This is a genomic window from Qipengyuania sp., assembly GCF_964227205.1.
Taxonomy (GTDB): Bacteria; Pseudomonadota; Alphaproteobacteria; order Sphingomonadales; family Sphingomonadaceae; genus Qipengyuania.
This window is the reverse complement of the sequence record NZ_CAXQVB010000003.1, coordinates 666,288-686,201: the sequence shown is the minus strand read 5'-3', so window position 1 is coordinate 686,201 and position 19,914 is coordinate 666,288. Positions and strand designations below refer to the sequence as shown.

Annotated in this window: 19 protein-coding genes and 1 tRNA gene; 7 read left to right on the top strand and 13 right to left on the bottom strand. The window is 64.1% G+C overall.

The window, feature by feature from the left end:
* The first annotated feature begins 163 nt into the window (after positions 1–163).
* The 5 genes from ACEQZ0_RS10920 to ACEQZ0_RS10900 all read left to right on the top strand — a co-directional run bounded on the left by ACEQZ0_RS10920 (position 164) and on the right by ACEQZ0_RS10900 (position 5,701).
* Entirely contained in the window at positions 164–1,372 is a 1,209-nt protein-coding gene (locus ACEQZ0_RS10920) for a toxic anion resistance protein (protein WP_370190808.1), read from the top strand.
* Between the two features lie 13 nt (positions 1,373–1,385).
* A complete protein-coding gene (locus tag ACEQZ0_RS10915; protein ID WP_370190807.1) occupies positions 1,386–2,144 on the top strand; it encodes a hypothetical protein in 759 nt (252 codons plus the stop codon).
* Positions 2,144–2,446 carry a polyhydroxyalkanoic acid system family protein gene (locus tag ACEQZ0_RS10910; protein ID WP_370190806.1) on the top strand — a complete coding sequence of 101 codons (303 nt, stop codon included), beginning with the start codon at positions 2,144–2,146 and terminating at the stop codon, positions 2,444–2,446. Before ACEQZ0_RS10915 ends, ACEQZ0_RS10910 begins: the two co-directional genes overlap by 1 nt.
* A gap of 151 nt (positions 2,447–2,597) precedes the next feature.
* Positions 2,598–3,158 (top strand): biliverdin-producing heme oxygenase, encoded by a 561-nt coding sequence (locus ACEQZ0_RS10905; protein ID WP_370190805.1) that lies wholly within the window; start codon positions 2,598–2,600, stop codon positions 3,156–3,158.
* Entirely contained in the window at positions 3,155–5,701 is a 2,547-nt protein-coding gene (locus tag ACEQZ0_RS10900; RefSeq protein ID WP_370190804.1) for an HWE histidine kinase domain-containing protein, read from the top strand. The genes ACEQZ0_RS10905 and ACEQZ0_RS10900 overlap by 4 nt, the downstream gene beginning before the upstream one ends.
* 21 nt (positions 5,702–5,722) lie before the next feature.
* Here the strand turns inward: ACEQZ0_RS10900 and ACEQZ0_RS10895 are convergent, their stop codons facing one another.
* From ACEQZ0_RS10895 to ACEQZ0_RS10880, 4 genes are all read right to left on the bottom strand, one after another.
* Positions 5,723–6,445: a TonB family protein gene (locus ACEQZ0_RS10895; protein WP_370190803.1), complete on the bottom strand. Its 723-nt coding sequence runs from the start codon at positions 6,443–6,445 to the stop codon at positions 5,723–5,725.
* 131 nt (positions 6,446–6,576) lie between these two features.
* Positions 6,577–9,180 carry a TonB-dependent receptor gene (locus tag ACEQZ0_RS10890; RefSeq protein ID WP_370190802.1) on the bottom strand — a complete coding sequence of 868 codons (2,604 nt, stop codon included), beginning with the start codon at positions 9,178–9,180 and terminating at the stop codon, positions 6,577–6,579.
* A gap of 256 nt (positions 9,181–9,436) precedes the next feature.
* The gene (locus tag ACEQZ0_RS10885) at positions 9,437–10,378 is read right to left on the bottom strand and encodes an isopenicillin N synthase family dioxygenase (RefSeq protein ID WP_370190801.1); all 942 of its coding nucleotides are present in this window, start codon (positions 10,376–10,378) and stop codon (positions 9,437–9,439) included.
* 14 nt (positions 10,379–10,392) lie between these two features.
* Positions 10,393–11,739 carry a NupC/NupG family nucleoside CNT transporter gene (locus tag ACEQZ0_RS10880; RefSeq protein WP_370190800.1) on the bottom strand — a complete coding sequence of 449 codons (1,347 nt, stop codon included), beginning with the start codon at positions 11,737–11,739 and terminating at the stop codon, positions 10,393–10,395.
* A gap of 126 nt (positions 11,740–11,865) precedes the next feature.
* Between ACEQZ0_RS10880 and ACEQZ0_RS10875 the strand changes: the two genes are divergently transcribed.
* Entirely contained in the window at positions 11,866–12,549 is a 684-nt protein-coding gene (locus ACEQZ0_RS10875; RefSeq protein WP_370190799.1) for a queuosine precursor transporter, read from the top strand.
* Here ACEQZ0_RS10875 and ACEQZ0_RS10870 read toward each other — a convergent pair.
* The 7 genes from ACEQZ0_RS10870 to folK all read right to left on the bottom strand — a co-directional run bounded on the left by ACEQZ0_RS10870 (position 12,546) and on the right by folK (position 17,128).
* Positions 12,546–13,061 (bottom strand): DUF421 domain-containing protein, encoded by a 516-nt coding sequence (locus tag ACEQZ0_RS10870; protein ID WP_370190798.1) that lies wholly within the window; start codon positions 13,059–13,061, stop codon positions 12,546–12,548. The genes ACEQZ0_RS10875 and ACEQZ0_RS10870 overlap by 4 nt on opposite strands.
* Before the next feature lie 50 nt (positions 13,062–13,111).
* Positions 13,112–13,954 (bottom strand): S-formylglutathione hydrolase, encoded by an 843-nt coding sequence (gene fghA / locus ACEQZ0_RS10865; protein WP_370190797.1) that lies wholly within the window; start codon positions 13,952–13,954, stop codon positions 13,112–13,114.
* A gap of 3 nt (positions 13,955–13,957) precedes the next feature.
* On the bottom strand, positions 13,958–14,599 hold the full coding sequence (locus ACEQZ0_RS10860; protein ID WP_370190796.1) for a CoA transferase subunit B: 642 nt from the start codon (positions 14,597–14,599) through the stop codon (positions 13,958–13,960).
* Entirely contained in the window at positions 14,599–15,324 is a 726-nt protein-coding gene (locus ACEQZ0_RS10855; RefSeq protein ID WP_370190795.1) for a CoA transferase subunit A, read from the bottom strand. Before ACEQZ0_RS10855 ends, ACEQZ0_RS10860 begins: the two co-directional genes overlap by 1 nt.
* Positions 15,324–16,436: an S-(hydroxymethyl)glutathione dehydrogenase/class III alcohol dehydrogenase gene (locus ACEQZ0_RS10850; RefSeq protein WP_370190794.1), complete on the bottom strand. Its 1,113-nt coding sequence runs from the start codon at positions 16,434–16,436 to the stop codon at positions 15,324–15,326. The genes ACEQZ0_RS10855 and ACEQZ0_RS10850 overlap by 1 nt, the downstream gene beginning before the upstream one ends.
* A 58-nt stretch (positions 16,437–16,494) precedes the next feature.
* Positions 16,495–16,570: transfer RNA gene (locus tag ACEQZ0_RS10845), tRNA-Lys, on the bottom strand.
* A 63-nt stretch (positions 16,571–16,633) separates the two neighbouring features.
* On the bottom strand, positions 16,634–17,128 hold the full coding sequence (folK, locus tag ACEQZ0_RS10840) for a 2-amino-4-hydroxy-6-hydroxymethyldihydropteridine diphosphokinase (RefSeq protein ID WP_370190793.1): 495 nt from the start codon (positions 17,126–17,128) through the stop codon (positions 16,634–16,636).
* A gap of 51 nt (positions 17,129–17,179) precedes the next feature.
* On the opposite strand from folK, the gene ACEQZ0_RS10835 reads away from it, so the two are divergent.
* Positions 17,180–18,601: a M20/M25/M40 family metallo-hydrolase gene (locus ACEQZ0_RS10835; RefSeq protein WP_370190792.1), complete on the top strand. Its 1,422-nt coding sequence runs from the start codon at positions 17,180–17,182 to the stop codon at positions 18,599–18,601.
* Here the strand turns inward: ACEQZ0_RS10835 and ACEQZ0_RS10830 are convergent.
* Both ACEQZ0_RS10830 and aguB read right to left on the bottom strand, forming a co-directional pair.
* The gene (locus tag ACEQZ0_RS10830; RefSeq protein ID WP_370190791.1) at positions 18,598–19,017 is read right to left on the bottom strand and encodes a hypothetical protein; all 420 of its coding nucleotides are present in this window, start codon (positions 19,015–19,017) and stop codon (positions 18,598–18,600) included. The two genes, ACEQZ0_RS10835 and ACEQZ0_RS10830, sit on opposite strands and share 4 nt — an antisense overlap.
* A 2-nt stretch (positions 19,018–19,019) precedes the next feature.
* Positions 19,020–19,883 carry an N-carbamoylputrescine amidase gene (gene aguB / locus ACEQZ0_RS10825; protein WP_370190790.1) on the bottom strand — a complete coding sequence of 288 codons (864 nt, stop codon included), beginning with the start codon at positions 19,881–19,883 and terminating at the stop codon, positions 19,020–19,022.
* Positions 19,884–19,914: the final 31 nt, after the last annotated feature.

The window sequence follows — 19,914 nt, the reverse complement described above, 5'->3', positions numbered from 1 at the left end:
ACCTGCAAAAGTCCATGCTGCCGCAGCCCGGCAAGGAGCCAGAATTGGCTTGCCCCGGGGCGGTTCGAGGCGGCATGATCGCAACCAAGAACGACACCGTGCTTGAAGATCGTGTATTGCGACCCTAATACAGGATCATAGCCGCCTGGAGAGACAGCCGCCCATGAGCGAGACCAAAACGCAGACTGCCACCGAGACCGCCTTCGATCTCACCCCGCCCGATCCGGTGCCCGAGGTGAAGCCCGAAAAGGCCGCGGGCCTGGTGCCGGTGTCGGAAGAGGTGAAGAGCAAGCTCGAAAGCAAGGTCGACGGTTTCGTAGCCGATCTCCTTGCGGAGGATGCGAACTCGCCCGAATTCGGCAAAAAGGTCGACCAGCTGACCAATATGGGGCGTAAGGAAATCATGGCGGCGGCCGGCATGTCCAACCGCTTCCTCGACCGCCCGGTGCGCGCGATGGACAAGGACGAGGGTGTCGGCGCCAACCTTGCCGAGCTGCGCCGCGTGGTCGAGGACCTCGACCCAGGCAAGCGCGGCAAGCTGTCGGGCACGCGCAAGATCCTCGGCATCATCCCCTTCGGCAACAAGCTGACCAATTATTTCCGCAGCTACCAGAGCGCGCAGACGCATATCCAGTCGATCCTCAACAACCTTGCCAGCGGCAAGGACGAGCTGATCATGGACAATGCCGCGATCGATGTGGAGCGGCAGAAGCTGTGGGAGGCGATGGGCAATCTGGAACAGATGATCCACATCTCCAACACGCTCGACGCGAAGCTGGAGGAGAAAGCGCAGGAACTCGACGCGACCGACCCGGCCAAGGCCAAGGCGGTGCGCGAAACCGCCCTTTTCTATGTCCGCCAGCGCACGCAGGACCTGCTCACGCAGATGGCGGTCAGCGTGCAGGGGTACCTCGCCCTCGACCTGGTAAAGAAGAACAATGTCGAGCTGGTGAAGGGCGTCGACCGCGCCAGCACCACCACGGTAGGCGCACTGCGCACCGCCGTGACCGTGGCCGAGGCGATGACCAACCAGCGCCTTGTCCTCGGCCAGATCACCGCGCTCAACGACACGACAGCCGGGATCATCGATTCCACCAGCACGCTGCTGCGCGACCAGACCGGCAAGATCCACGAGCAGGCCGCAGCCTCGACCATTCCGCTCGAGACGCTGCAGCGCGCCTTCCAGAACATTTACGACACGATGGACGAGGTAGACAATTTCAAGCTCCGCGCGCTCGACAGCATGAAGCAGACGGTCAACCTGCTGACCGACGAGGTCGAAAAGTCGAAAGGCTATATCGCCCGTGCCGAAGGCCAGGCGCAGGCGCAGAAGCAGGTCGCCGAATCGAATCTGCTGAGCATCGAGGGCTGAGGAGCCAGTCCACGTGAGCGACCTGACCCGCGACAGCGACCGAATCCTCGCCGAAAGCAAGGCGCTGGTGCGCGACAACCGCGAAGGCGGCCGACATCGCCGTGCGCCCTCCATCGGCGCGGGATCGGCCAGGGCGAAGCGCGAGCACCTCAAGGCCAAAATCCGCAACGTGGCCGTGGCGCTGTTCGCAATCTGGGTCGGCATGGGGGTGCTGGGGCTCGTTCTCGACGGGATCGGCTTCGTCGGCGTGATGGCGCTGGCGGTCGCCAGCATCGTCGCGATCGGCGTCCTTGGCAAATACCCGCGGATCAAGACGCCGAGGCGTGCGGACATCAATAAGGGCAATGTCCAGCAGATGGTCAGCCGGACCGAACTCTGGCTCGAGGCGCAGCGCCCCGCCCTGCCTGCACCCGCTGCGCGGATCGTCGAGGACATGGGGGTCCAGCTCGATGCTCTCGGCCTCCAGCTCGAGGGCCTTGACCAAGAGCACCCCAAAGCGCGCGAAGTGCGCAGCCTGGTGGGTGAACAGCTGCCCGAGATGATCGACAGCTACCGCCGCATCCCCGAGCATCTGCGCAGGGAAGAGCGCGCTGGCTCGACCCCCGACCAACAACTGACCGACAGCCTCGACAAGATCAGCAGCGAAATCGATTCGATCACCCGCCAGCTTGCCGAGGGTTCGCTCGACGACCTCGCGATCAAGCACCGCTATCTCGATTACAAGTTCGGGAGTGGCGCCGAAACCAGCCCGCAACTGGAGCACAAGGACTGATGCGCGTTCCCATTCCTCACGATCTCGCCAAGGAAGAGGTTCGCCGCCGCCTGCGCGAACACAGCCATGAAATCGGACAGTTCGTGCCCGGTGGGCTGGCCGACGTGACCACCCACTGGCCCAACGAAGACCGCATGGACCTGTCGGTCCGGGCGATGGGGCAGGGCGTCGACGGCTGCGTCCTCGTCGAGGAAGGGCAGGTCGTGTTCGAAGTCAATTTGCCCCCTGCCTTGTCCTTCTTCGAGCCGATGGTCGCCAATGCGATCCGCCAGCAGGGCCAGAAGCTGATCGCCCCGAAATAGACTGGCGCCTTGCCGCCCGCGGCAGAATTTCCTGTTTCCGGAACGAATTTCGGCCTAGGACGCTGCAAGGGGAAGTACGTAGTCGGTCGAGCCGACCGGGGTACGTTTCGGCCTCCCGAGGCAGGACGGTAGGGAAAGTGAGGCCGAACGAATGCGGGCAACAGATGGGGTGGGTCGCACCATCCGCAATTATCTCAAGGATGAAACTTCCGTCGAGCATGCCCGGCTCGACGAGCGGCTCGGCGCGCTTATAACCGACGACACCAAAGATTACGCCGCATTCCTCGCCATCCAGTATTGTGCTCGTCGCGGCATCGAGTGCTGGCTGGACCGGCATGGCCCACCGGAACCCCCTCCACCGCAGACCGGCCTGATTGCGCGTGACCTGGCCGACCTTGGTCACCAGCCTCCCCTCGCCACCCCCGATTTCGCTATGTCCGACAGTGCGCAGGCACTGGGCGTGTGCTGGGTGCTGGCGGGTTCGGCGCTCGGCAACAGGACGATCCTGTCGCGGATGGCGAGGCTAGGCGCACGGCGCCCGGTGGCCTTCCTTTCGGATCCGGAGATGGGGGAATATTGGCGCGGCTTGCTTCCGGCCTTGCAGCGCCCCGCGACGGAAAGCGGGACCAGCGCCGTGCTCGACGGCGCGCTTGCCACCTTCGCCCATTTCAACGCGGCGGCTGCGGACCACCCGCTCCTCGAGATGGCATGATGCAGCCGCAGGACGTCAATCTCACCAACTGCGATCGCGAACCTATTCACCAGCTCGGTCGGATCCAGGGCTTCGGTGCGCTGATCGCGGTCAATTCCGACTGGTTCGTAGCGCATCGCTCGACCAATCTCGAGGTCGTTCTGGGTGACGGACGCACCATCGCGATAGGCGACCGGCTCGAACGGCTGATCGCGCCCGCCGCCATTGCCGAACTGCGCAGCTCCGCAGCGGCGCTCGTACTCGAAGACCAGGTCGAACGTCTGTTCGGCCTGCAGTTGTTCGGTCGCGGGGAACTGTTCGACTGCGCCCTGCACAGCTCGGGCGCCAACACCATCATCGAGATCGAGCGCCATGTTTCGGGCGACCTGAACCGCCAGCTCGGCATGCTCCAGCCGCTGATGACGCGGCTCGACAAGCAAACCGATGTGCAGGGTCTGGTCGATGAGGCTGCCAGGCAGCTGCGCCACGCGCTCCAGATCGACCGAGTGATGGTTTATCGCTTCCGCGAAGACCTGTCGGGCGAAGTCATCGCCGAGGCCGCCCGCGCGGACCTCGAGAAATTCCTTGGCCTGCGCTATCCGCGATCCGACATTCCCGATCAGGCGCGCGCGCTGTACCTGCGCAATCGCTTCCGGATCATCGCCGATGTCGACGCGGAGCCGATCCCGGTCGAACCGGCTGCCTCGCTCTCGGGCGAGCCGCTCGACCTCAGCATGAGTTCGTTGCGGGCAGTATCTCCGGTCCACATCGAATACCTCAAGAACATGGGTGTGGGCGCCTCGCTGTCGATCTCGATCATCGTCGGGGGCAAGCTTTGGGGACTGTTCGCCTGTCACCATTACGGGCCCAAGCTGCTGCCCTATTCGAGCCGCACCTCAGCCGAGCTCTTCTCCGAATTCTTCTCGCTCATGCTCGATCGCACCATGGCCCGCGAAGGGGCCGAACTGCGCGAGCGGGCGCGCGCGATCCACACGAGGCTGATGCGCGACGTCGCCTCGGGCGCCTCGCTCTCCACGAGCCTGCCCACGATCGAACCGGTGATCCAGCAGATCATCCCGCACGACGGCGTTTCGATATTCGTCGAGGGCGTCTACGACGCGCGCGGTTCGGCGCCGAGCGAGGATGAATTTCGCGCCATGGTTCCCAGCCTCAACGGGGGGGCGACGAGCCGGATATTGGCCAGCGACTCGATCGCCGAGCGGCTGCCCGGTGCCGAAGCCTTTGCCGACCGTGCCGCCGGCGCGCTGATCATTCCCGTGTCCCGGACACCGCGCGATTACCTGGTGCTGTGGCGCAAGCCATTGGTTCAGACCGTAACCTGGGCCGGAAACCCCGATAAGCCGGTCGAGACCGGACCGCTTGGCGACCGCCTGACCCCGCGCAAGAGTTTCGAAGCGTGGCAGGAAACCGTCGAAGGACGAGCAGAAGGCTGGTCCAGCGCGGAAATCGAAATTGCCGAAAGCCTGCGGGTCACGCTGCTCGAGATAATCCTGCGCCTGACCGACGAGGCAATGAGCGAACGAACCAATGCGCAACGTCAGCAGGAACTGCTGATTGCCGAGCTCAATCACCGCGTGCGCAACATCCTCAATCTCATCCGAGGACTGATCAGCCAGTCGAAGAGCGACGCGGTCGATATAGAAAGCTTCGTCGAGATTGTCGGCGGACGCATCACCTCGCTTGCTTCGGCGCATGATAACATCACCAAGGGCAACTGGTCGCATGCCCCCTTTGCCGATTTGTTGGAAACCGAGGCCAATGCCTATCTCGCGGGCAAGAAGGAACGGCTCGACCTGTCGGGTCCCGAAGCGATGATCGCGCCCGAAGCCTATACCGTGCTCGCCCTCGTGATCCACGAGATGATCACCAACTCGGCGAAATACGGATCGCTCAGCGATCAGGCAGGTAGACTGGCGGTCGAGGTCAGCCGCGATGCCGAAGGCCAGTTCTGCCTCGATTGGCGCGAGACCGGTGGCCCGCCGGTCAAGCCGCCAATTCGACGTGGTTTCGGCAGCACGATCATCGCACGCTCGATTCCCCACGATCTGGGCGGTTCCGCAGAGATCGACTATCGTCTGGAGGGGGTCGTCGCCCGCTTCTGTATTCCCGGCCGTTACGTCGAATGGCGGTCGCGCGAAAGCGAATCCACCGCGACTCCCGAATCCCGAAAGAAAGCCCGTTTGGAAAGCCCGCCCGCAAGCGTCCTGCTGGTCGAGGACAGCATGATCATCGCGCTCGATGCGGAAGACTGCCTCAAGGAACTCGGGGTGGAGACGGTGCGCACCGAAAGCACGGTCGCGGCAGCGCTCGATGCGCTGGCGAAAAAGCGTCCCGCGCTCGCGATTCTCGACTACAATCTCGGCAAGGAGAACAGCGAGCCGGTGGCCGAGAAGCTCCGCGAAATGGGCGTGCCCTTCTGGCTCGCAACCGGGTATGGCGAGATGGCCGACCGGATCGCGAAACTCGGCGCGATAGGCCTGCTGACCAAGCCCTATGGCAAGGTCGAACTAGAGCAGGTGCTCGCCAGCTACACCCCGGACTAGGCCGGGACCAGCAAGACGCGATCAATTGAAGAAGCGCTGCTGGTAATAGAAGGTCGCGGCGACCGGGTTACCGCGGGCATCGCGCGCCGGCTCGAAGCGGATTTGCTCGTAAGCAAGCTGGCATACGACCGCGTCGGTCTCCGGAAAGGGGCTTGGGCGATAGATGCTGCACCCTGTGACCCGGCCCGCGGCTGAGACCGATAGCCTGACAATGACCGACTTTCCGATCCGAGCCTGCCGCCCTCCCGGCGGCACGGGAAATGCGCTCGCATCGGTGATCGCGCGCACCAGAACGGGCTTGCTTGCTGCACCGCCGCCATGGCCGCCTCCGCCCTCGCCGCTGCCGGTACCTTCTCCCTGCCCAGCACGACCCGTACCCTGACCCTGGTCGGTGGCCCCGGCACTGTCCGCAGTACCGGTCGACGAGGCGCGTGGTGCGGGAGGGTCCTTGCGCATCGGGCGTTTGGGCTTGGGCGCGGTCACCGCGTCGGGCACCGCCTCGCGGCCGGGATCGCCCTGCGCGCCCTCGGGGTCGGGAGCGGTCGGCTCGGGTTCCTCATCGGGGACGGAAACGGTGACCGTGAAGGCCGACACCACGCTGCGTTCGACACTGGCCACTGCACCGGGAGCAAGTGCCCGGACAAGAGCGTAGAACAGCGCGATGTGGATCAGGACGATCAGCACGACGACCCAAAGGTTGGGCCGCTGTTTCGTCTGGCTGTAGCGGGCGGCCTTCTGGTCCATTCCGGCTCAACGGGAATCGGCACCCTCCTGTTCCGCTTGGCAGGCCGTCGAGCATGAAAAAGGGCGGTCCTCCGCGAGGAGGACCGCCCCTGTAGTCTGCGCGCGGGGCTCGCGGCCCCGCACCCTTATGATCAATAGCCGACGATGACCGACAGGCTGGCTGCGCGCGGCGAACCAATCTGGGCGAAGCCGAAGCCATCCAGCGAGCCGCCGAAGAAGCCGACGTAGTATTCGTCGAACAGGTTCGTCACGTTCAGCTGCAGGGCAACGTCACCGCCGGTCGGGAATTCACCCAGCGTCCAGCGGACGTCGAGGTCGACCAGCGTGTACGAAGGGATCTTCGCATCGAAGGTGAACGGCGTGCCGTCGAACAGTTCGCCATCGACATCGGTGTTGGTGTCGTTGTTGAAGCGCGGACCGGTGTGCTTGACCTGTGCGCCGAACTCGAAGGCACCGACGGCCACCTGGCCGCGAGCACCGAACGAGTACTGCGGAGCACCCGATTCGCTCTTGCCGCCGGTCAGCAGGAAACCCTGCTCGCCTGCGGTGGTGCAGGAGTAACGACGGTCGCCGACCTGGAAGCTGCGGCAGGCACCGATGGCGGTGTCGTCAGCGATTTCCGAGTCGTTGTACGAGCCGAACACGTAGAGCAGCGAGTTGCGGGTCGGACGCCAGGCGATCGAGCCGTCGATTCCCCACTTGTCCACGTCGCCGAGGTTGCGGTAGACGACCGCACCTTCGCCGTTGTTCGCTTCCGGATCGAAAGCCGAAGCAAGACGGTTCTTGTACATCGTGTAATACGCGCCGAGCTGCGCTTCGATCTGACCCGACTGGTAGCGCAGGCCGAGGTCGAAGCTGTCGGTGGTTTCCGGGTTCGGGTTCGCACCGGCATCGCCTTCGTCGAAGAACAGCGATGCGTAGAGCGGGTCCGTGCCGGGGACCGACAGGCCCTTGGCGTAGTTGGCGAAGAGCGAAACTTCCGGCGTGATTTCATAGATGAAACCGACGTTCGGGAGCAGCTTGTCGTACTTCAGCGTGCGCGAACGCGGCGGGGCTGCGTTCGGATTGGCTGCTTCGTAGCCGGCGAGGTCGAAGCCCGGGTTGGGGCAGTCGACGAAACCGTTGGCCGAAGTGGTGTAGCAGAACTGGTTCAGTTCGCGGGTGAAGAACGGAGCGCGCAGGGCGAGCTTCGCGGTGAAGTCGCCGAAGCGACCACGGTATTCACCAGAAAGCTGGTGCAGAATTGCATACGACAGACGGTTGCGCTTGTTCACCTCCACGCCGTTCACGTCGAGCAGCGGGTTGTCGATCGCGAACACGTCGCTGATCTCACCGTTGCCCAGCATGTTGGTGATCTGGCCGGTCTGACGGTGACGTGCACGGTCCCAGGTGTAGGCGAAACGCACGCGGTGATCGTCGTTGATCGAGTAGATCAGGTTGGCCACGACGCCGAAGCGGTCGGTCGTGGTCTGGCTCGGATCGTTACCCGCAACTTCGTCGTCTAGATCGCCGTCGTTGTTGAGGTCGCGGCCGAAGTAGTAGCCGCCGCGGAAAGCACCGGTGTAGTTGGTGCCGCCGGCGTTGAAGAAGCCTTCACGCAGATCGTCCGGGCCGCCGCCGTTTGCTTTGACGTACTGGTAGCTCGGGTCGAAGGTGAAGATCAGGTCGTCGGTGATCGTGAAGCGCGATGCACCACGGATGTTTCCGGTGTCCGACGGGTTGTAGCGGCGATAGAAGGCAGAGCCGCAACCCGTGCGATCATTGTAGTCGACGCTTTCGCCCGGGCTGCCCGTGCCGCCGATGACGACCCGCGGATCGACCTGGCAAGGATATTCCTCGCTCGCGGCGTAGACAGAGAACCGGTCGCTCTTGCTGTCGAAGCCCGGGGTGTTCTCGTAATAGGACAGGAGGGTTTCGAGGCCTTCCGAACCGGCGAAGTTGTTGCGGTTCTGGTTGAAGTGACCCGAAACCGAGACGAAGTCGCCATTGTCGCCGAGGTCCTGCCAGATCCGGCCGTTGACCTGCGTCTTGTTGATGCGACCATACGGGTTGTAGGGCACACCGTAGGTCGTGTAGCTGACCGAGGCGAACGCCTTGGTTCCGATGCCGGTGAAATCGCCGGTGTCGATCATGCCGAAGCCACGCACATAGGTGGTATTCTCGGCGCCCGACGCGAGGACGTCACCGAAGGTCATGGTGCCGACGAAGCCGAAGTCGTCGCCCGGCTCACGCGTGCGGATGTTGATCGTGCCGCCGGTTGCCGAAGCGGTCGGGCTGTCGACGTCGGTGGTGCCGAGGTTGACGTTGACGCTTTCGAGGACTTCCGGATCGACCTGCTGGTTGGTGTAGAGGGCGTAGTTACCCGAATCGTTCAGCGGCAGGCCGTCGAGGGTCTGCGAGACGCGGTCCGCACCGAAGCCGCGGATGGTGAAACCACCGCCCGACGAACCCCAGGGGTCGTTGTTCTGGAAGCTGACGCCAGGCACCAGGTTGATGATGTCATTGACAGTCTGGCCGGGGCGCTGGCGACGGATGATTTCCTCGCCGAGGACCTGCTGGGCCTTGGTGGTGTCCGGGTTTTCGACACCGCCGACACCGGTTTCGCGGGCGCCGGAAACGATGATGACGTTGTCGTCGAAGTCGACCGAACCGGTCGACTGCGCGGCGGCCGGAGCGGCGACCATGGCGCTGGCGGTGCTGACCACCGAGGCGGCCAGGAGATATTTAAACTTCATCGAGATGATCCCTTCGGTCTCTTGATGCGGGATTGCTGGGCGAGAGGTGATCCCCCCCTAGGCGGGACACGTTGCTGCCAAGCTATGGAAATGTGACAGAGTCAAGACAGGCGTGGCACTTACGCCGCGCCACGCCTGCAGATGATTATTTTTCGCTGTAATTTCCGCGCGTTAGAACAGTTGCATTTTAGCAACTCAGTAAAATTTTCGCCTAGCGCGCGATTTTGCCGCGCCGCAAATGGTGCAGCGCGGCAAATCAGGCGAGATTGATCTCGCGCAGACGCTGCATGAGGAAATCATGGCTGCTGATCGCCACCGGATGATCGTCCGGACGATCGGGATCGATGCAGGACGGAAGCGTCTCGATCACGTAGTCCGGCCGGAAGTGGAGGAAGAATGGCATCGAATAGCGCGCGCGATAGGCTGCCTCGCCGCGCGGGTTGACCACGCGATGCGTGGTGGAGCGCAGTTTGCCGTTCGTCAGGCGGTCGAGCATGTCGCCGATATTGACCACCAGCGCGCCCTCGGGCGGCGCCACGGCCTTCCACTCGCCCTGCGCGGTCAGCAGTTCGAGGCCTGCCTCCTCCGCACCGAGCAAAAGGGTGATGGTATTGATATCGCCATGCGCGGCGGCACGGATGGCGCCTTCGGCTTCCTCGCCCTCGATCGGGGGATAGCGCAGCAGACGCATGACCGAATTGCCGTCTTCGACAGTCGGCGCAAAGAAATCGCGGTCGAGGCCAAGGTGCAATGCGATTCCTTCGAGCACGCGGCCACCGGCGGTTTCGAACGCCGCATAGAGTTCGGAGAAGGTTTCGCGGAATCCCGCCACTTCGTCCGGCCAGATATTGTCGGCCATGTATTGGGCGAGCGGGTGGCCTTCGGGCAGTTCGCGCCCGACATGCCAGAATTCCTTGAGGTCGTGGACCGTGGCATCCTTGGCCTTTTCGGTCCCGAAGGGGGTGTAGCCGCGGGCGCCGCCGCCGCCGGGAATATGATAGGCTTGCTTCACCTCGTCGGGGAGCGCGAAGAACTCCTTGGCCAGCGCTTCGGCGCGGTCGATCAGTTCCTGGGGAATGCCGTGATCGCGGATGACGGCAAAGCCGTATTCCTCAAAGCTGCGGCCCAGTTCGTCGGCGATGCTGTCGAGCGGTTGTGCCAGCGACACAACCGCGATTTCGGTATTCGAATCGGTCATAGTGGGTGCGCCCTTTAGTACGGGAGGAAGAGTCCCGCCAGCGCCGCGCTCATCAGATTGGCGAGGCTACCGGCAGCGAGCGCACGGATACCCAGCTTTGCGATCACGGGTCTTTGATTTGGCGCAAGTCCGCCGGTGACCGCCATCTGGATGGCGATCGAGCTGAAGTTGGCGAAACCACACAGCGCGAAAGTGATGATCGCACGGCTACGATCGGACAGTACGGACGGGTCCATTGCGCCGAGATCGATGAAGGCGACGAATTCGTTGAGGACGATCTTGGTGCCGAACAGGCCGCCCGCGGTGCCGGCCTGGTCCCACGGGATGCCGATCAGGAACATGACCGGCGCGAAAACGAAGCCGAGCAGCTGCTGGAAACTGATGTCGGGATAGCCGAACCAGCCGCCGATGCCGCCGAGGATGCCGTTGGCGAGCGCCACAAGCGCGACGAAGACCATGACCATCGCGCCGACTGCGACCGCGAGCTTGACCCCCGTCTGCGTTCCCTGCGCAGCGGCCTCGATCACATTGGCGGGACGGTGCCCTTCCTCGAAGGTCTCGGCGACCTCGACTTCGTGCGGCTTGCCGCTCTCGGTCAGCGCCGCAGGCCCTTCGGAGCTGATGCGCGCATCTGGCAGCTTGATTTCGCCCTCAGGATCGACCCCGGCCAGCACCGCCGCATCGCGCGCCAGCACGCTGTCATCGTCGGGCATGATGATCTTCGCCATCAGAATCCCGCCGGGTGCCGACATGAAGGCCGCCGCAAGCAGGAAGGGAACCGCCTCGGCGCCGATGAAGCTGGCATAGGCCGCGAGTATGGTCCCCGCCACGCCTGCCATTCCGACGCTCATCAGCGTGAACAGCCGGCTCGGCGTCAGCGCGGCAAGATAGGGACGCACGACCAGCGGGCTTTCGGACTGGCCCACGAAGATATTGGCCGCGCTGCCCAAGGCCTCGACCTTGCTGATCCCGGTGATCCAGCCGATCGCGCCGCCGACCCAGCGCACCAGCCGCTGCATGATGCCCCAGTGATAGAGGATCGAGACGATCGCTGCGAAGAAGACGATGACCGGGAGGGCGGCAATGACGAAGGTGTTGGTGAAGGGATTGGCATCCATCGGCCCGAAAACCGACTCGATGCCGACCTTCGAATAGGACAGGAGCGCAATCACCCCGTTCGAAAGCGCCTGGATCAGTTGCACGCCCCACGGCGTCCGCAGCACCAGCAGCGCCATCAGCGCTTGCAGCGCGAAGGCCGCACCCACCACCCGCAATTTGATTCGCCGCTTGCCCGTCGAGAGGAGAAAGGCGATCAGCAGGATCGCCAGCACGCCGGCGAGATTGATCAGGATGGGCGACATCGAGGTCCCTTCGGGCAATACAAGTTGCGGATGAAATCAGCCGCTGTCTTGCTTGCGCTGCCCCATTAGTCAATTTTCCCCGCTCACCGACGGCCTCGCCGTCCCCCGTTAGTACGAGGCCAATCCATGAATGAACCCGCCCACGAGACCCGGCTCGCCACTGCCGCCATGCCGCTCGGGCTGTTCGTCTATACCCTGCTCTATGGCGGGATGACCGTGCTGGCGGGCGTGCTTGCCTACAAGCAGGTCCAGCTCTGGCCCACCGAGCTGGCGGTGGAATCCGGCATCTTCGCCTTCCTGCTGCTGGTCGTGATTTCGAGCACTATCGCCCAGATCTACGGCGAAAAACTCGCGAACCGGATCGTGTGGTGGGGATTCATCCCGCTGCTGATCGCCTCGCTGCTGATGCAGCTGGTGCTGAACCTTCCCGCGTCGGTGGAGATGGTCGAATTCCGCGGCGAGGACCTTGCCGCTTTCGAACGCGTGCATGCGACACTCTGGCGCGTGTGGATGGCGGGACCTGCCGCCTACATCGTCTCGTTGCTATTGAACGTGTGGATTTTCTCGCGCCTGCGCGGATCGGGTGAAGGCGCTTCGACCCTATCGCTCATGGTCCGCGGCGCGATTGCCTCGGCGCTGAGCCAGGCGATCGATTCGGTGATCTTCATCACGCTCGCCTTCTACGGCCAGTTCGAGATCACCAATTTGCTGATCGGCCAGGTTTTGGCCAAGGTCGCGCTCAGCTTCGTCCTTGTGCCGTTCCTGATCACCGGCGGCGTCGCGCTCGCCCGCTGGCTCGACCGGCGCTAGAGCCTTTTCACGTTTTCGATCAGGGTTTCCTGAAGCCTTTCGCCGTGGAGGACCGACACGTCGCCGGTCGTCTCGAGCACAACCGCGCGAACCTGCGAGAGGTCGAGGACATTGGCCTCGCGCAGCTTCGCGACCAGATCGCTCTTGGCAACACGCGTGGCGCCGAGCGCTTCCTCTAGGAATATCCCATCGCGCATCAGGAAGACGGGTTCGTTCTGCATCACCTGTTCGGCCGCTGCCGCAGATTTGCGCAGGCGCGCCGCTGCGTACTGGACTAGGAACAGCCCCGCCATCGCGACCATCGATTGCGCGAACCCCTTCCAGTCGCTTGCTTGCGCCGCACCGGCAACGAGACTGCCAAGCGCCACTGTCATGACGAAGTCGAAATTCGTCATCTTCGACAGCGAGCGAAGCCCGTTGATGCGGATCAGCAGCACGATCCAGACCATCGCTGCAACGGACAGAAGCACGCCGCGGAGGGCGATATCGAGCCAGGTGTCGTCGACAAACATGGGGTAACAACGCACGAACGCCGCGCGTCTTTCCCGAGCAGGACCCTGCCCTAGCGCTTCAAGCGTGCAGCATGCCAGGCGATATGGTCGGCCAGAAAGGTCGAGATGAAATAGTAGGAGTGATCGTAGCCCTCCTGCATCCGGATTTCGGCGGGGATGCCGGTGCGCTTGCAGGCTTGGACCAAGAGCTCGGTCTTGAGCTGGTTCTCGAGAAAATCGTCGCTTGTGCCCTGGTCGACGAGCAGACCGTCAAGCCGCGCGCCGTCCTCGATCAGCGCGCAGGCATCGTATTCGCGCCAGGCCTTGCGATCGGTGCCCAGATAGCCGCCCAGCGCCTTCTCGCCCCAAGGGCAATTCAGCGGGCTGACGATCGGCGAGAAGGCGCTGACCGAGCGGAAGCGGCCGGGATTGCGCAAGGCCACGGTGAGCGCGCCATGCCCGCCCATCGAATGGCCGGTGATCGCCTGACGCTCCAAATCGACCGGAAAATGCTCGGCGATCAGCGTGGGCAGTTCCTGCTCGACATAGCTGCGCATGCGGAAATGCTTGGTCCAGGGCTCCTCGGTCGCATCGACATAGAAGCCCGCGCCCTTGCCGAAGTCGTAGCCCTGGTCGTCGGGCACATCCTCTCCGCGAGGCGAGGTGTCGGGCGCGACGAAAATCACGCCGTGCTCGGCGCAGGCGGCACGAAATTCGCCCTTCTCGGTGACATTCGCATGGGTGCAGGTCAGCCCCGAAAGGAACCACAACACCGGCAGCATCGCACCCTCCGCATGCTCGGGCACGAAGACCGAGAAGGTCATCTCGGTGCCGGTGCTGGCAGAGGCATGGCGATAGACGCCCTGCACACCGCTGTGGCTGCGATGCTCCTCGACCGTTTCCAGCGCCGCCATGGCTTAGAGCGAGGCCTCGTAATCGGCGGTGGTCTTCTCGGCCACTTCCTCGGCCGTCACGCCGGGAGCCAGCTCGATCAGGCGAAACTTGCTGTCGTGATCGGGACGATGGAACACGGCGAGGTCGGTGATGATCATGTCGACCACATTCTGCCCCGTCAGCGGCAGCGTGCATTCGGGAATGAACTTGGGGCTGCCGTCCTTGGCCGTGTGCTCCATCACCACGATGATCTTCTTCACCCCGGCGACGAGGTCCATCGCGCCGCCCATGCCCTTGATCATCTTGCCCGGGATCATCCAGTTGGCGATGTCGCCGTTCTGCGCAACTTCCATCGCGCCGAGCACGGTCAGGTCGATATGCCCGCCGCGGATCATGGCAAAGCTCGCCGCGCTGTCGAAATAGGCGCTGTGCGGCAGTTCGCTGATTGTCTGCTTGCCCGCATTGATCAGGTCCGCATCGACCTCGTCCGGGTACGGGAACGGCCCGATGCCGAGCATGCCGTTCTCGCTCTGCAGCGTGACATGCATGCCCTCGGGAATGTGGTTGGCGACCAGCGTCGGGATGCCGATGCCGAGGTTGACGTAATAGCCGTCTTCCAGTTCCTTCGCCGCGCGGGCGGCCATCTGGTTGCGATCCCAGCCCATTACGCAGTCTCCCTCTCGCGGGTCGTCGTAAATTCGATCTTCTTGTCGTAGGGTGCGCCCACGATCATGCGCTGGACGTAAACGCCCGGCAGATGGATGCAGTCGGGATCGAGGCTGCCGGTCGGCACGATCTCTTCGACCTCGACCACGCAGACCTTGCCGCAGGTCGCGGCAGGCAAGTTGAAGTTGCGCGCGGTCTTGCGGAAAACGAGATTGCCGGTCTCGTCGGCCTTCCACGCCTTCACGATGGCGAGGTCGGCGAAGATGCCGCGTTCGAGGATGTAGGTCTCCCTGACCCCGTCTCGATTGGCGAATTCCTTGTGCTCCTTGCCCTCGGCGACCTGCGTGCCGACGCCGGTCTTGGTGTAGAAGCCGGGAATCCCCGCGCCGCCTGCGCGCATGCGCTCGGCAAGCGTGCCCTGCGGGCAGAATTCGACCTCGAGTTCGCCGGAGAGGAACTGGCGTTCGAACTCCTTGTTCTCGCCGACATAGGACGAGATCATCTTCTTAACCTGCTGGGTGCGCAGCAGCATGCCGATGCCTTCATTGTCGATTCCCGCATTGTTGCTGGCGAAGGTGAGGCCCTTCACCCCGCTGTCGCGGATCGCGGTTAGCAAGCGTTCGGGAATGCCGCAGAGGCCGAAACCGCCGCTGGCGATGAGCATGTCGTCGCGCAGCACACCCTCAAGCGCCGCGGCGGCATCGGGATAGATCTTGCCAGCCATCAGAACACCACCACGCTGCGGATGCTTTCGCCTGCATGCATTAGGTCGAACCCCTTGTTGATTTCTTCCAGGCTAAGGACATGAGTGATCATCGGGTCGATCTCGATTTTCCCGTCCATGTACCAGTCGACGATCTTGGGAACGTCGGTGCGGCCTTTGGCCCCGCCGAACGCCGTGCCGCGCCAGTTGCGGCCCGTCACCAGCTGGAACGGCCGCGTCGCGATTTCCTTCCCCGCCTCGGCCACGCCGATGATGATGCTGGTGCCCCAGCCGCGGTGGCAGGCCTCCAATGCGGTACGCATGACCTCGGTATTGCCGGTGCAGTCGAAAGTGTAGTCCGCCCCGCCATCGGTCATCTCGACCACCTTGGCGACCACCTCGTCATTGCTCATGCCCTTGGTGTTGAGGAAGTGGGTCATGCCGAACTTGCGGCCCCATTCCTCGCGGTCCGGGTTGATATCGATGCCCACGATCATGTTCGCGCCCGCAAGCCGCGCGCCCTGGATGACATTGAGGCCGATCCCGCCGAGGCCGAAGACGACGACATTGTCGCCGACCTGCACCTTGGCCGTGTTGGTCACGGCGCCCACGCCCGTCGTCACCCCGCAGCCGATGTAGCAGCTGGTCTTGAAGGGTGCGTCCTCGCGAATTTTCGCGACCGCGATTTCGGGCAGGACGGTGAAGTTCGAGAAGGTCGAGCAGCCCATGTAATGGAAGATCGGCTCGCCCTTGTAGGAAAAGCGTGTGGTCCCATCGGGCATCAGGCCCTTGCCCTGCGTCGCGCGGATCGCGGTGCACAGGTTGGTCTTCCCCGAAAGGCAGGATTTACACTGGCGGCATTCGGGCGTGTAGAGCGGGATGACATGGTCGCCCGGCTTCACGCTGGTGACGCCTGCCCCGACTTCGCGTACGATGCCGGCCCCTTCATGCCCCAGAACGCTGGGGAAGATGCCCTCGCTGTCCAGCCCGTCGAGCGTATAGGCATCGGTATGGCAGATGCCGGTGGCCATGATCTCGACCAGCACTTCGCCCGCCTTGGGCCCTTCCAGATCAAGCTCGACGATCTCGAGCGGCTGTTTCGGGGCGAAGGCGACGGCAGCGCGGGTCTTCATGGATGTATGTGCTCCGGTTCTTGCAAGCCGGCGCTCCGGCCTCGTGGGCGGAAGGTGGTGGTGAGCCGTGCTGGGTTCGAACCAGCGACCTACTGATTAAAAGTCAGTTGCTCTACCGACTGAGCTAACGGCCCGACCACGGCGTGCCACCTAGGGGCGCTGTCGCGGGTGGTCAAGCGGCTGTTGCAGCTATCGCGTCACGCACGCGCTTCCGCCCGCCGCGACAGCTGGCGCACGGTCAGCCGGGTCACGGGATCGCGCCAGTGCGGGGCGATCTGCGCCGCGGGGCCGAGGACAAAGCGGCGCTCGCGAAACGCCGGGTGCGGGATCGCCAGATCGCGCGAGTGCCACGCACCGCCACTCCACAGAACGATGTCGAGATCGAGCGTGCGCGAGCGCCAGCGCTGCCCCCGTCGCTCGCGTCCGAACACCTGCTCGATCGCCTGGAGGCTTTTCAGCGCCTCGCACGGCTCGAGATCGCCTGCGATCAGCGCGGCACCATTGGAATAGCGGCGCGAAGATGGGCCAAGCGGCCGACTTTCGATCCAGCGCGAGACCGCCTCGACCTGCCAGCCTTCCTCCGCCAGCACCGCCACCGCCGCATCGAGCACCGCGCGTGGGCGCCCCACGCCGGGCAGGCGCCGGTTCGAGCCCAGTGCGATCAGGTAGCGATGTGCGCTTGCCTCGGTCATGGCCCCGCCCTAGCCTCCGCGCGACCAACAGCCAATCGGGAGCGGCGGGGCATGAAGGTGAAGGCAATTCTGCTGGCGGGTGCGCTGGCAATGGCGGGACAGGCTGCGGCGCAGGATGGCAGCGAGCGCCAACTTACCGCGCACGAGCAGCGCGTGCGCGACATCTACCGCGACATCATCGCCTTCCGCAGTGCCGCCGGTCACGACCAGGTGGATGACGAGGTCGCCTATCTCAAGGGGCAGCTCGCCGCAGCGGGCTTTGCCGAGGGTGACCTGATGGTCACCGACTACGACAGCGCCGGCAGTGCCACCCAGGGGCTGATCGTGCGCTATCGCGGCGATGGATCGTCGGGCAAGAAGCCGATCGTCCTGCTCGCACACATGGATGTGGTCGACGCGCTGCCCGAGGACTGGGAGCGCGACCCCTTCACGCTGGTGGAGGAAGACGGCTATTTCTTCGGTCGCGGGACGCAGGACAACAAGTATGGCGTCGCCAATCTCACCGGCACCTTCATCCGGCTGAAGGAGGAAGGCTGGGTGCCCAACCGCGATCTCTACCTCGCCTTCTCGGGCGACGAGGAGACCGGGATGATCTCTACTCGCGCGCAGGCCAGGTGGATCGCCGACAATGTCGACCCCGCCTACGTCCTCAATTCGGATGCCGGCGGGATCGGACTGGCCGACGATTTCTCACCCATCGCGCAGCAGGTGCAGCTCGCCGAAAAGACCTATGTCACATTCGACATCACCGCGACCAATCCGGGCGGCCATTCCTCGCGCCCACGGCCCGACAATGCGATCTACGATCTCGCCGTTGCGCTAACGCGGATCTCGCAACACAGGTTTCCGGTGCGTGAGAGCGCACTGACGCGCAGCTATTTCGCCGCCATGGGCCGGAACATTCCCGGCGATCTGGGCGCGGCGATGCGCGCCTTTGCGGCCGATCCCTCCGATGCCGCGGCGATCGCGACGATAAGTGCCGATCCGGGCTTCGTCGGCACGCTCCGCACCACCTGCGTCGCGACCATGCTCAAGGCCGGCCATGCCGAGAACGCGCTGCCGCAAGCGGCCAGTGCGACGGTCAATTGCCGCGTCTTTCCCGGCGAGGGAGTGGCCTCGGTCAAGGCCGCGCTCGAGCAGGCGATCGGCAATGATGCGATCAGCGTGACGCAGCGCGCCGAGGCGACCGAGAGCGCGATGAGCAGCTTCCCCGACGAGGTCCGCGATGCGCTCGCCACATCGCTGACCGCACGTTTCGGCAAACCCATCCCGATGGTCCCGACGATGTCCTCTGGCGGGACCGACGGGATGCACTACCGCGCACTCGGCTATGACACCATCGCCATTGGCGCGGGGGCCAGCCGCTCGCAGGATATCTACGCCCACGGACTCGACGAGCGCATGCGGGTCGATGCCTTCTATGCCGGGCTGGACCACTGGAGCATCGTGCTCAAGCAGCTCGCCGGAAGCTAGAAGATGTCGTTCTCGGCCGCACGCACGGCAAACTCTCCGAGCGTGAGTATGCGCTTGCGCTTCAGCAGGCCGCCGCGTGCGAGATTGAAGGGCACGTCGACATCGCTCGAATAGTTCGCGGCGCGCAGCCGCACCTCCATCGCTCCCTGCATGGCATGATGCTGGACGATGGCGACCGCCTGGATCGTGCCTTCCTCCGCACGCATCCGGAGCAGTTCGGCAAACCGGTCGAGCACCGACTGCGCCCCGTCGATAGCTGCGGTTTCGAGGACGGCGACGTTCTGGATCGCCCCGTTTGCACGCAGTTCGAACAGGAGCGGGAAGAAGGTCCCGTCCTTCTCGATTCGGGCGATTCCCGCCTCCAGGGCGACCGTGAACAGCGCATCGAGCTGGACCTGGTCGATGCCCCCGCCCAAGCTCAGATATCCTCGCAGATCCGTCCGTAGAGCTGCGGTCGGCGATCGCGGAAGAAGCCCATGCCCGCGCGGTGCCTGGCAGCGCGGTCGAGATCGAGTGTCGCGACCAGGACGCCGCTGTCCGAGGCGCCGAATTCTTCGGTCAGATCGCCCCATTCGTCGCAGATGAAGCTGTGGCCGTAAAAGCTCTGCTGCCGGGCTGCGGGGCCTTCGTGGCCGATCCGGTTGGCCGCGCAGACGGGCATGCAGTTCGACACCGCATGGCCGATCATCGCGCGCCGCCACATGCGGCTGGTGTCGAGATCGGCGTCATAGGGCTCGGAGCCGATCGCTGTCGGATAGAACAGCACTTCGGCGCCCTTCAGTGCCATCACCCGCGCGCATTCGGGATACCACTGGTCCCAGCAGATGCCGACACCAATGCGCGCGCCGAAGACGTCCCACACCTTGAACCCGTCGTTGCCCGGGCGGAAATAGTACTTTTCCTCATACCCCGGCCCGTCGGGGATGTGGCTCTTGCGATAGGTGCCCATGATCGCGCCGTCTGGCCCGATCATCGCGAGCGTATTGTAGTAATGATGCCCGTCGCGCTCGAAGAAGCTGGTCGGAATCGCCACACCGAGCGCCTTCGCGAGGTCCTGCATGGCCCGCACGCTCGGGCTTTCCGCCGTGGGGTGGGCAAGCGCAAAGAGGTCTTCCTCCTCCTCGCGGCAGAAATACTCGCCTGCAAACAGCTCGGGCGGCAGGATCACCTGCGCGCCCTTTGCGGCGGCCTCTTCGACCAGTGCAGACACTGCGGCGATATTGTCCGCTGCATCCTTGCGAGCGAGCGGCAGTTGCAGGACGGCGACGGTCAGTTCTCTCATGCCCGCCGCCCTATGCCGCGGATCCGGGGCT

What these genes read in the sequence shown, in the direction of transcription:
- ACEQZ0_RS10920 (WP_370190808.1), top strand. Translation starts at nt 164, where the DNA reads ATGAGCGAGACCAAAACGCAGACTGCCACCGAGACCGCCTTCGATCTC.
- ACEQZ0_RS10910 (WP_370190806.1), top strand. Translation starts at nt 2,144, where the DNA reads ATGCGCGTTCCCATTCCTCACGATCTCGCCAAGGAAGAGGTTCGCCGC.
- ACEQZ0_RS10905 (WP_370190805.1), top strand. Translation starts at nt 2,598, where the DNA reads ATGCGGGCAACAGATGGGGTGGGTCGCACCATCCGCAATTATCTCAAG.
- ACEQZ0_RS10900 (WP_370190804.1), top strand. Translation starts at nt 3,155, where the DNA reads ATGATGCAGCCGCAGGACGTCAATCTCACCAACTGCGATCGCGAACCT.
- ACEQZ0_RS10895 (WP_370190803.1), bottom strand. Translation starts at nt 6,445, where the DNA reads ATGGACCAGAAGGCCGCCCGCTACAGCCAGACGAAACAGCGGCCCAAC.
- ACEQZ0_RS10890 (WP_370190802.1), bottom strand. Translation starts at nt 9,180, where the DNA reads ATGAAGTTTAAATATCTCCTGGCCGCCTCGGTGGTCAGCACCGCCAGC.
- ACEQZ0_RS10885 (WP_370190801.1), bottom strand. Translation starts at nt 10,378, where the DNA reads ATGACCGATTCGAATACCGAAATCGCGGTTGTGTCGCTGGCACAACCG.
- ACEQZ0_RS10880 (WP_370190800.1), bottom strand. Translation starts at nt 11,739, where the DNA reads ATGTCGCCCATCCTGATCAATCTCGCCGGCGTGCTGGCGATCCTGCTG.
- ACEQZ0_RS10875 (WP_370190799.1), top strand. Translation starts at nt 11,866, where the DNA reads ATGAATGAACCCGCCCACGAGACCCGGCTCGCCACTGCCGCCATGCCG.
- ACEQZ0_RS10870 (WP_370190798.1), bottom strand. Translation starts at nt 13,061, where the DNA reads ATGTTTGTCGACGACACCTGGCTCGATATCGCCCTCCGCGGCGTGCTT.
- fghA (WP_370190797.1), bottom strand. Translation starts at nt 13,954, where the DNA reads ATGGCGGCGCTGGAAACGGTCGAGGAGCATCGCAGCCACAGCGGTGTG.
- ACEQZ0_RS10860 (WP_370190796.1), bottom strand. Translation starts at nt 14,599, where the DNA reads ATGGGCTGGGATCGCAACCAGATGGCCGCCCGCGCGGCGAAGGAACTG.
- ACEQZ0_RS10855 (WP_370190795.1), bottom strand. Translation starts at nt 15,324, where the DNA reads ATGGCTGGCAAGATCTATCCCGATGCCGCCGCGGCGCTTGAGGGTGTG.
- ACEQZ0_RS10850 (WP_370190794.1), bottom strand. Translation starts at nt 16,436, where the DNA reads ATGAAGACCCGCGCTGCCGTCGCCTTCGCCCCGAAACAGCCGCTCGAG.
- folK (WP_370190793.1), bottom strand. Translation starts at nt 17,128, where the DNA reads ATGACCGAGGCAAGCGCACATCGCTACCTGATCGCACTGGGCTCGAAC.
- ACEQZ0_RS10835 (WP_370190792.1), top strand. Translation starts at nt 17,180, where the DNA reads ATGAAGGTGAAGGCAATTCTGCTGGCGGGTGCGCTGGCAATGGCGGGA.
- aguB (WP_370190790.1), bottom strand. Translation starts at nt 19,883, where the DNA reads ATGAGAGAACTGACCGTCGCCGTCCTGCAACTGCCGCTCGCTCGCAAG.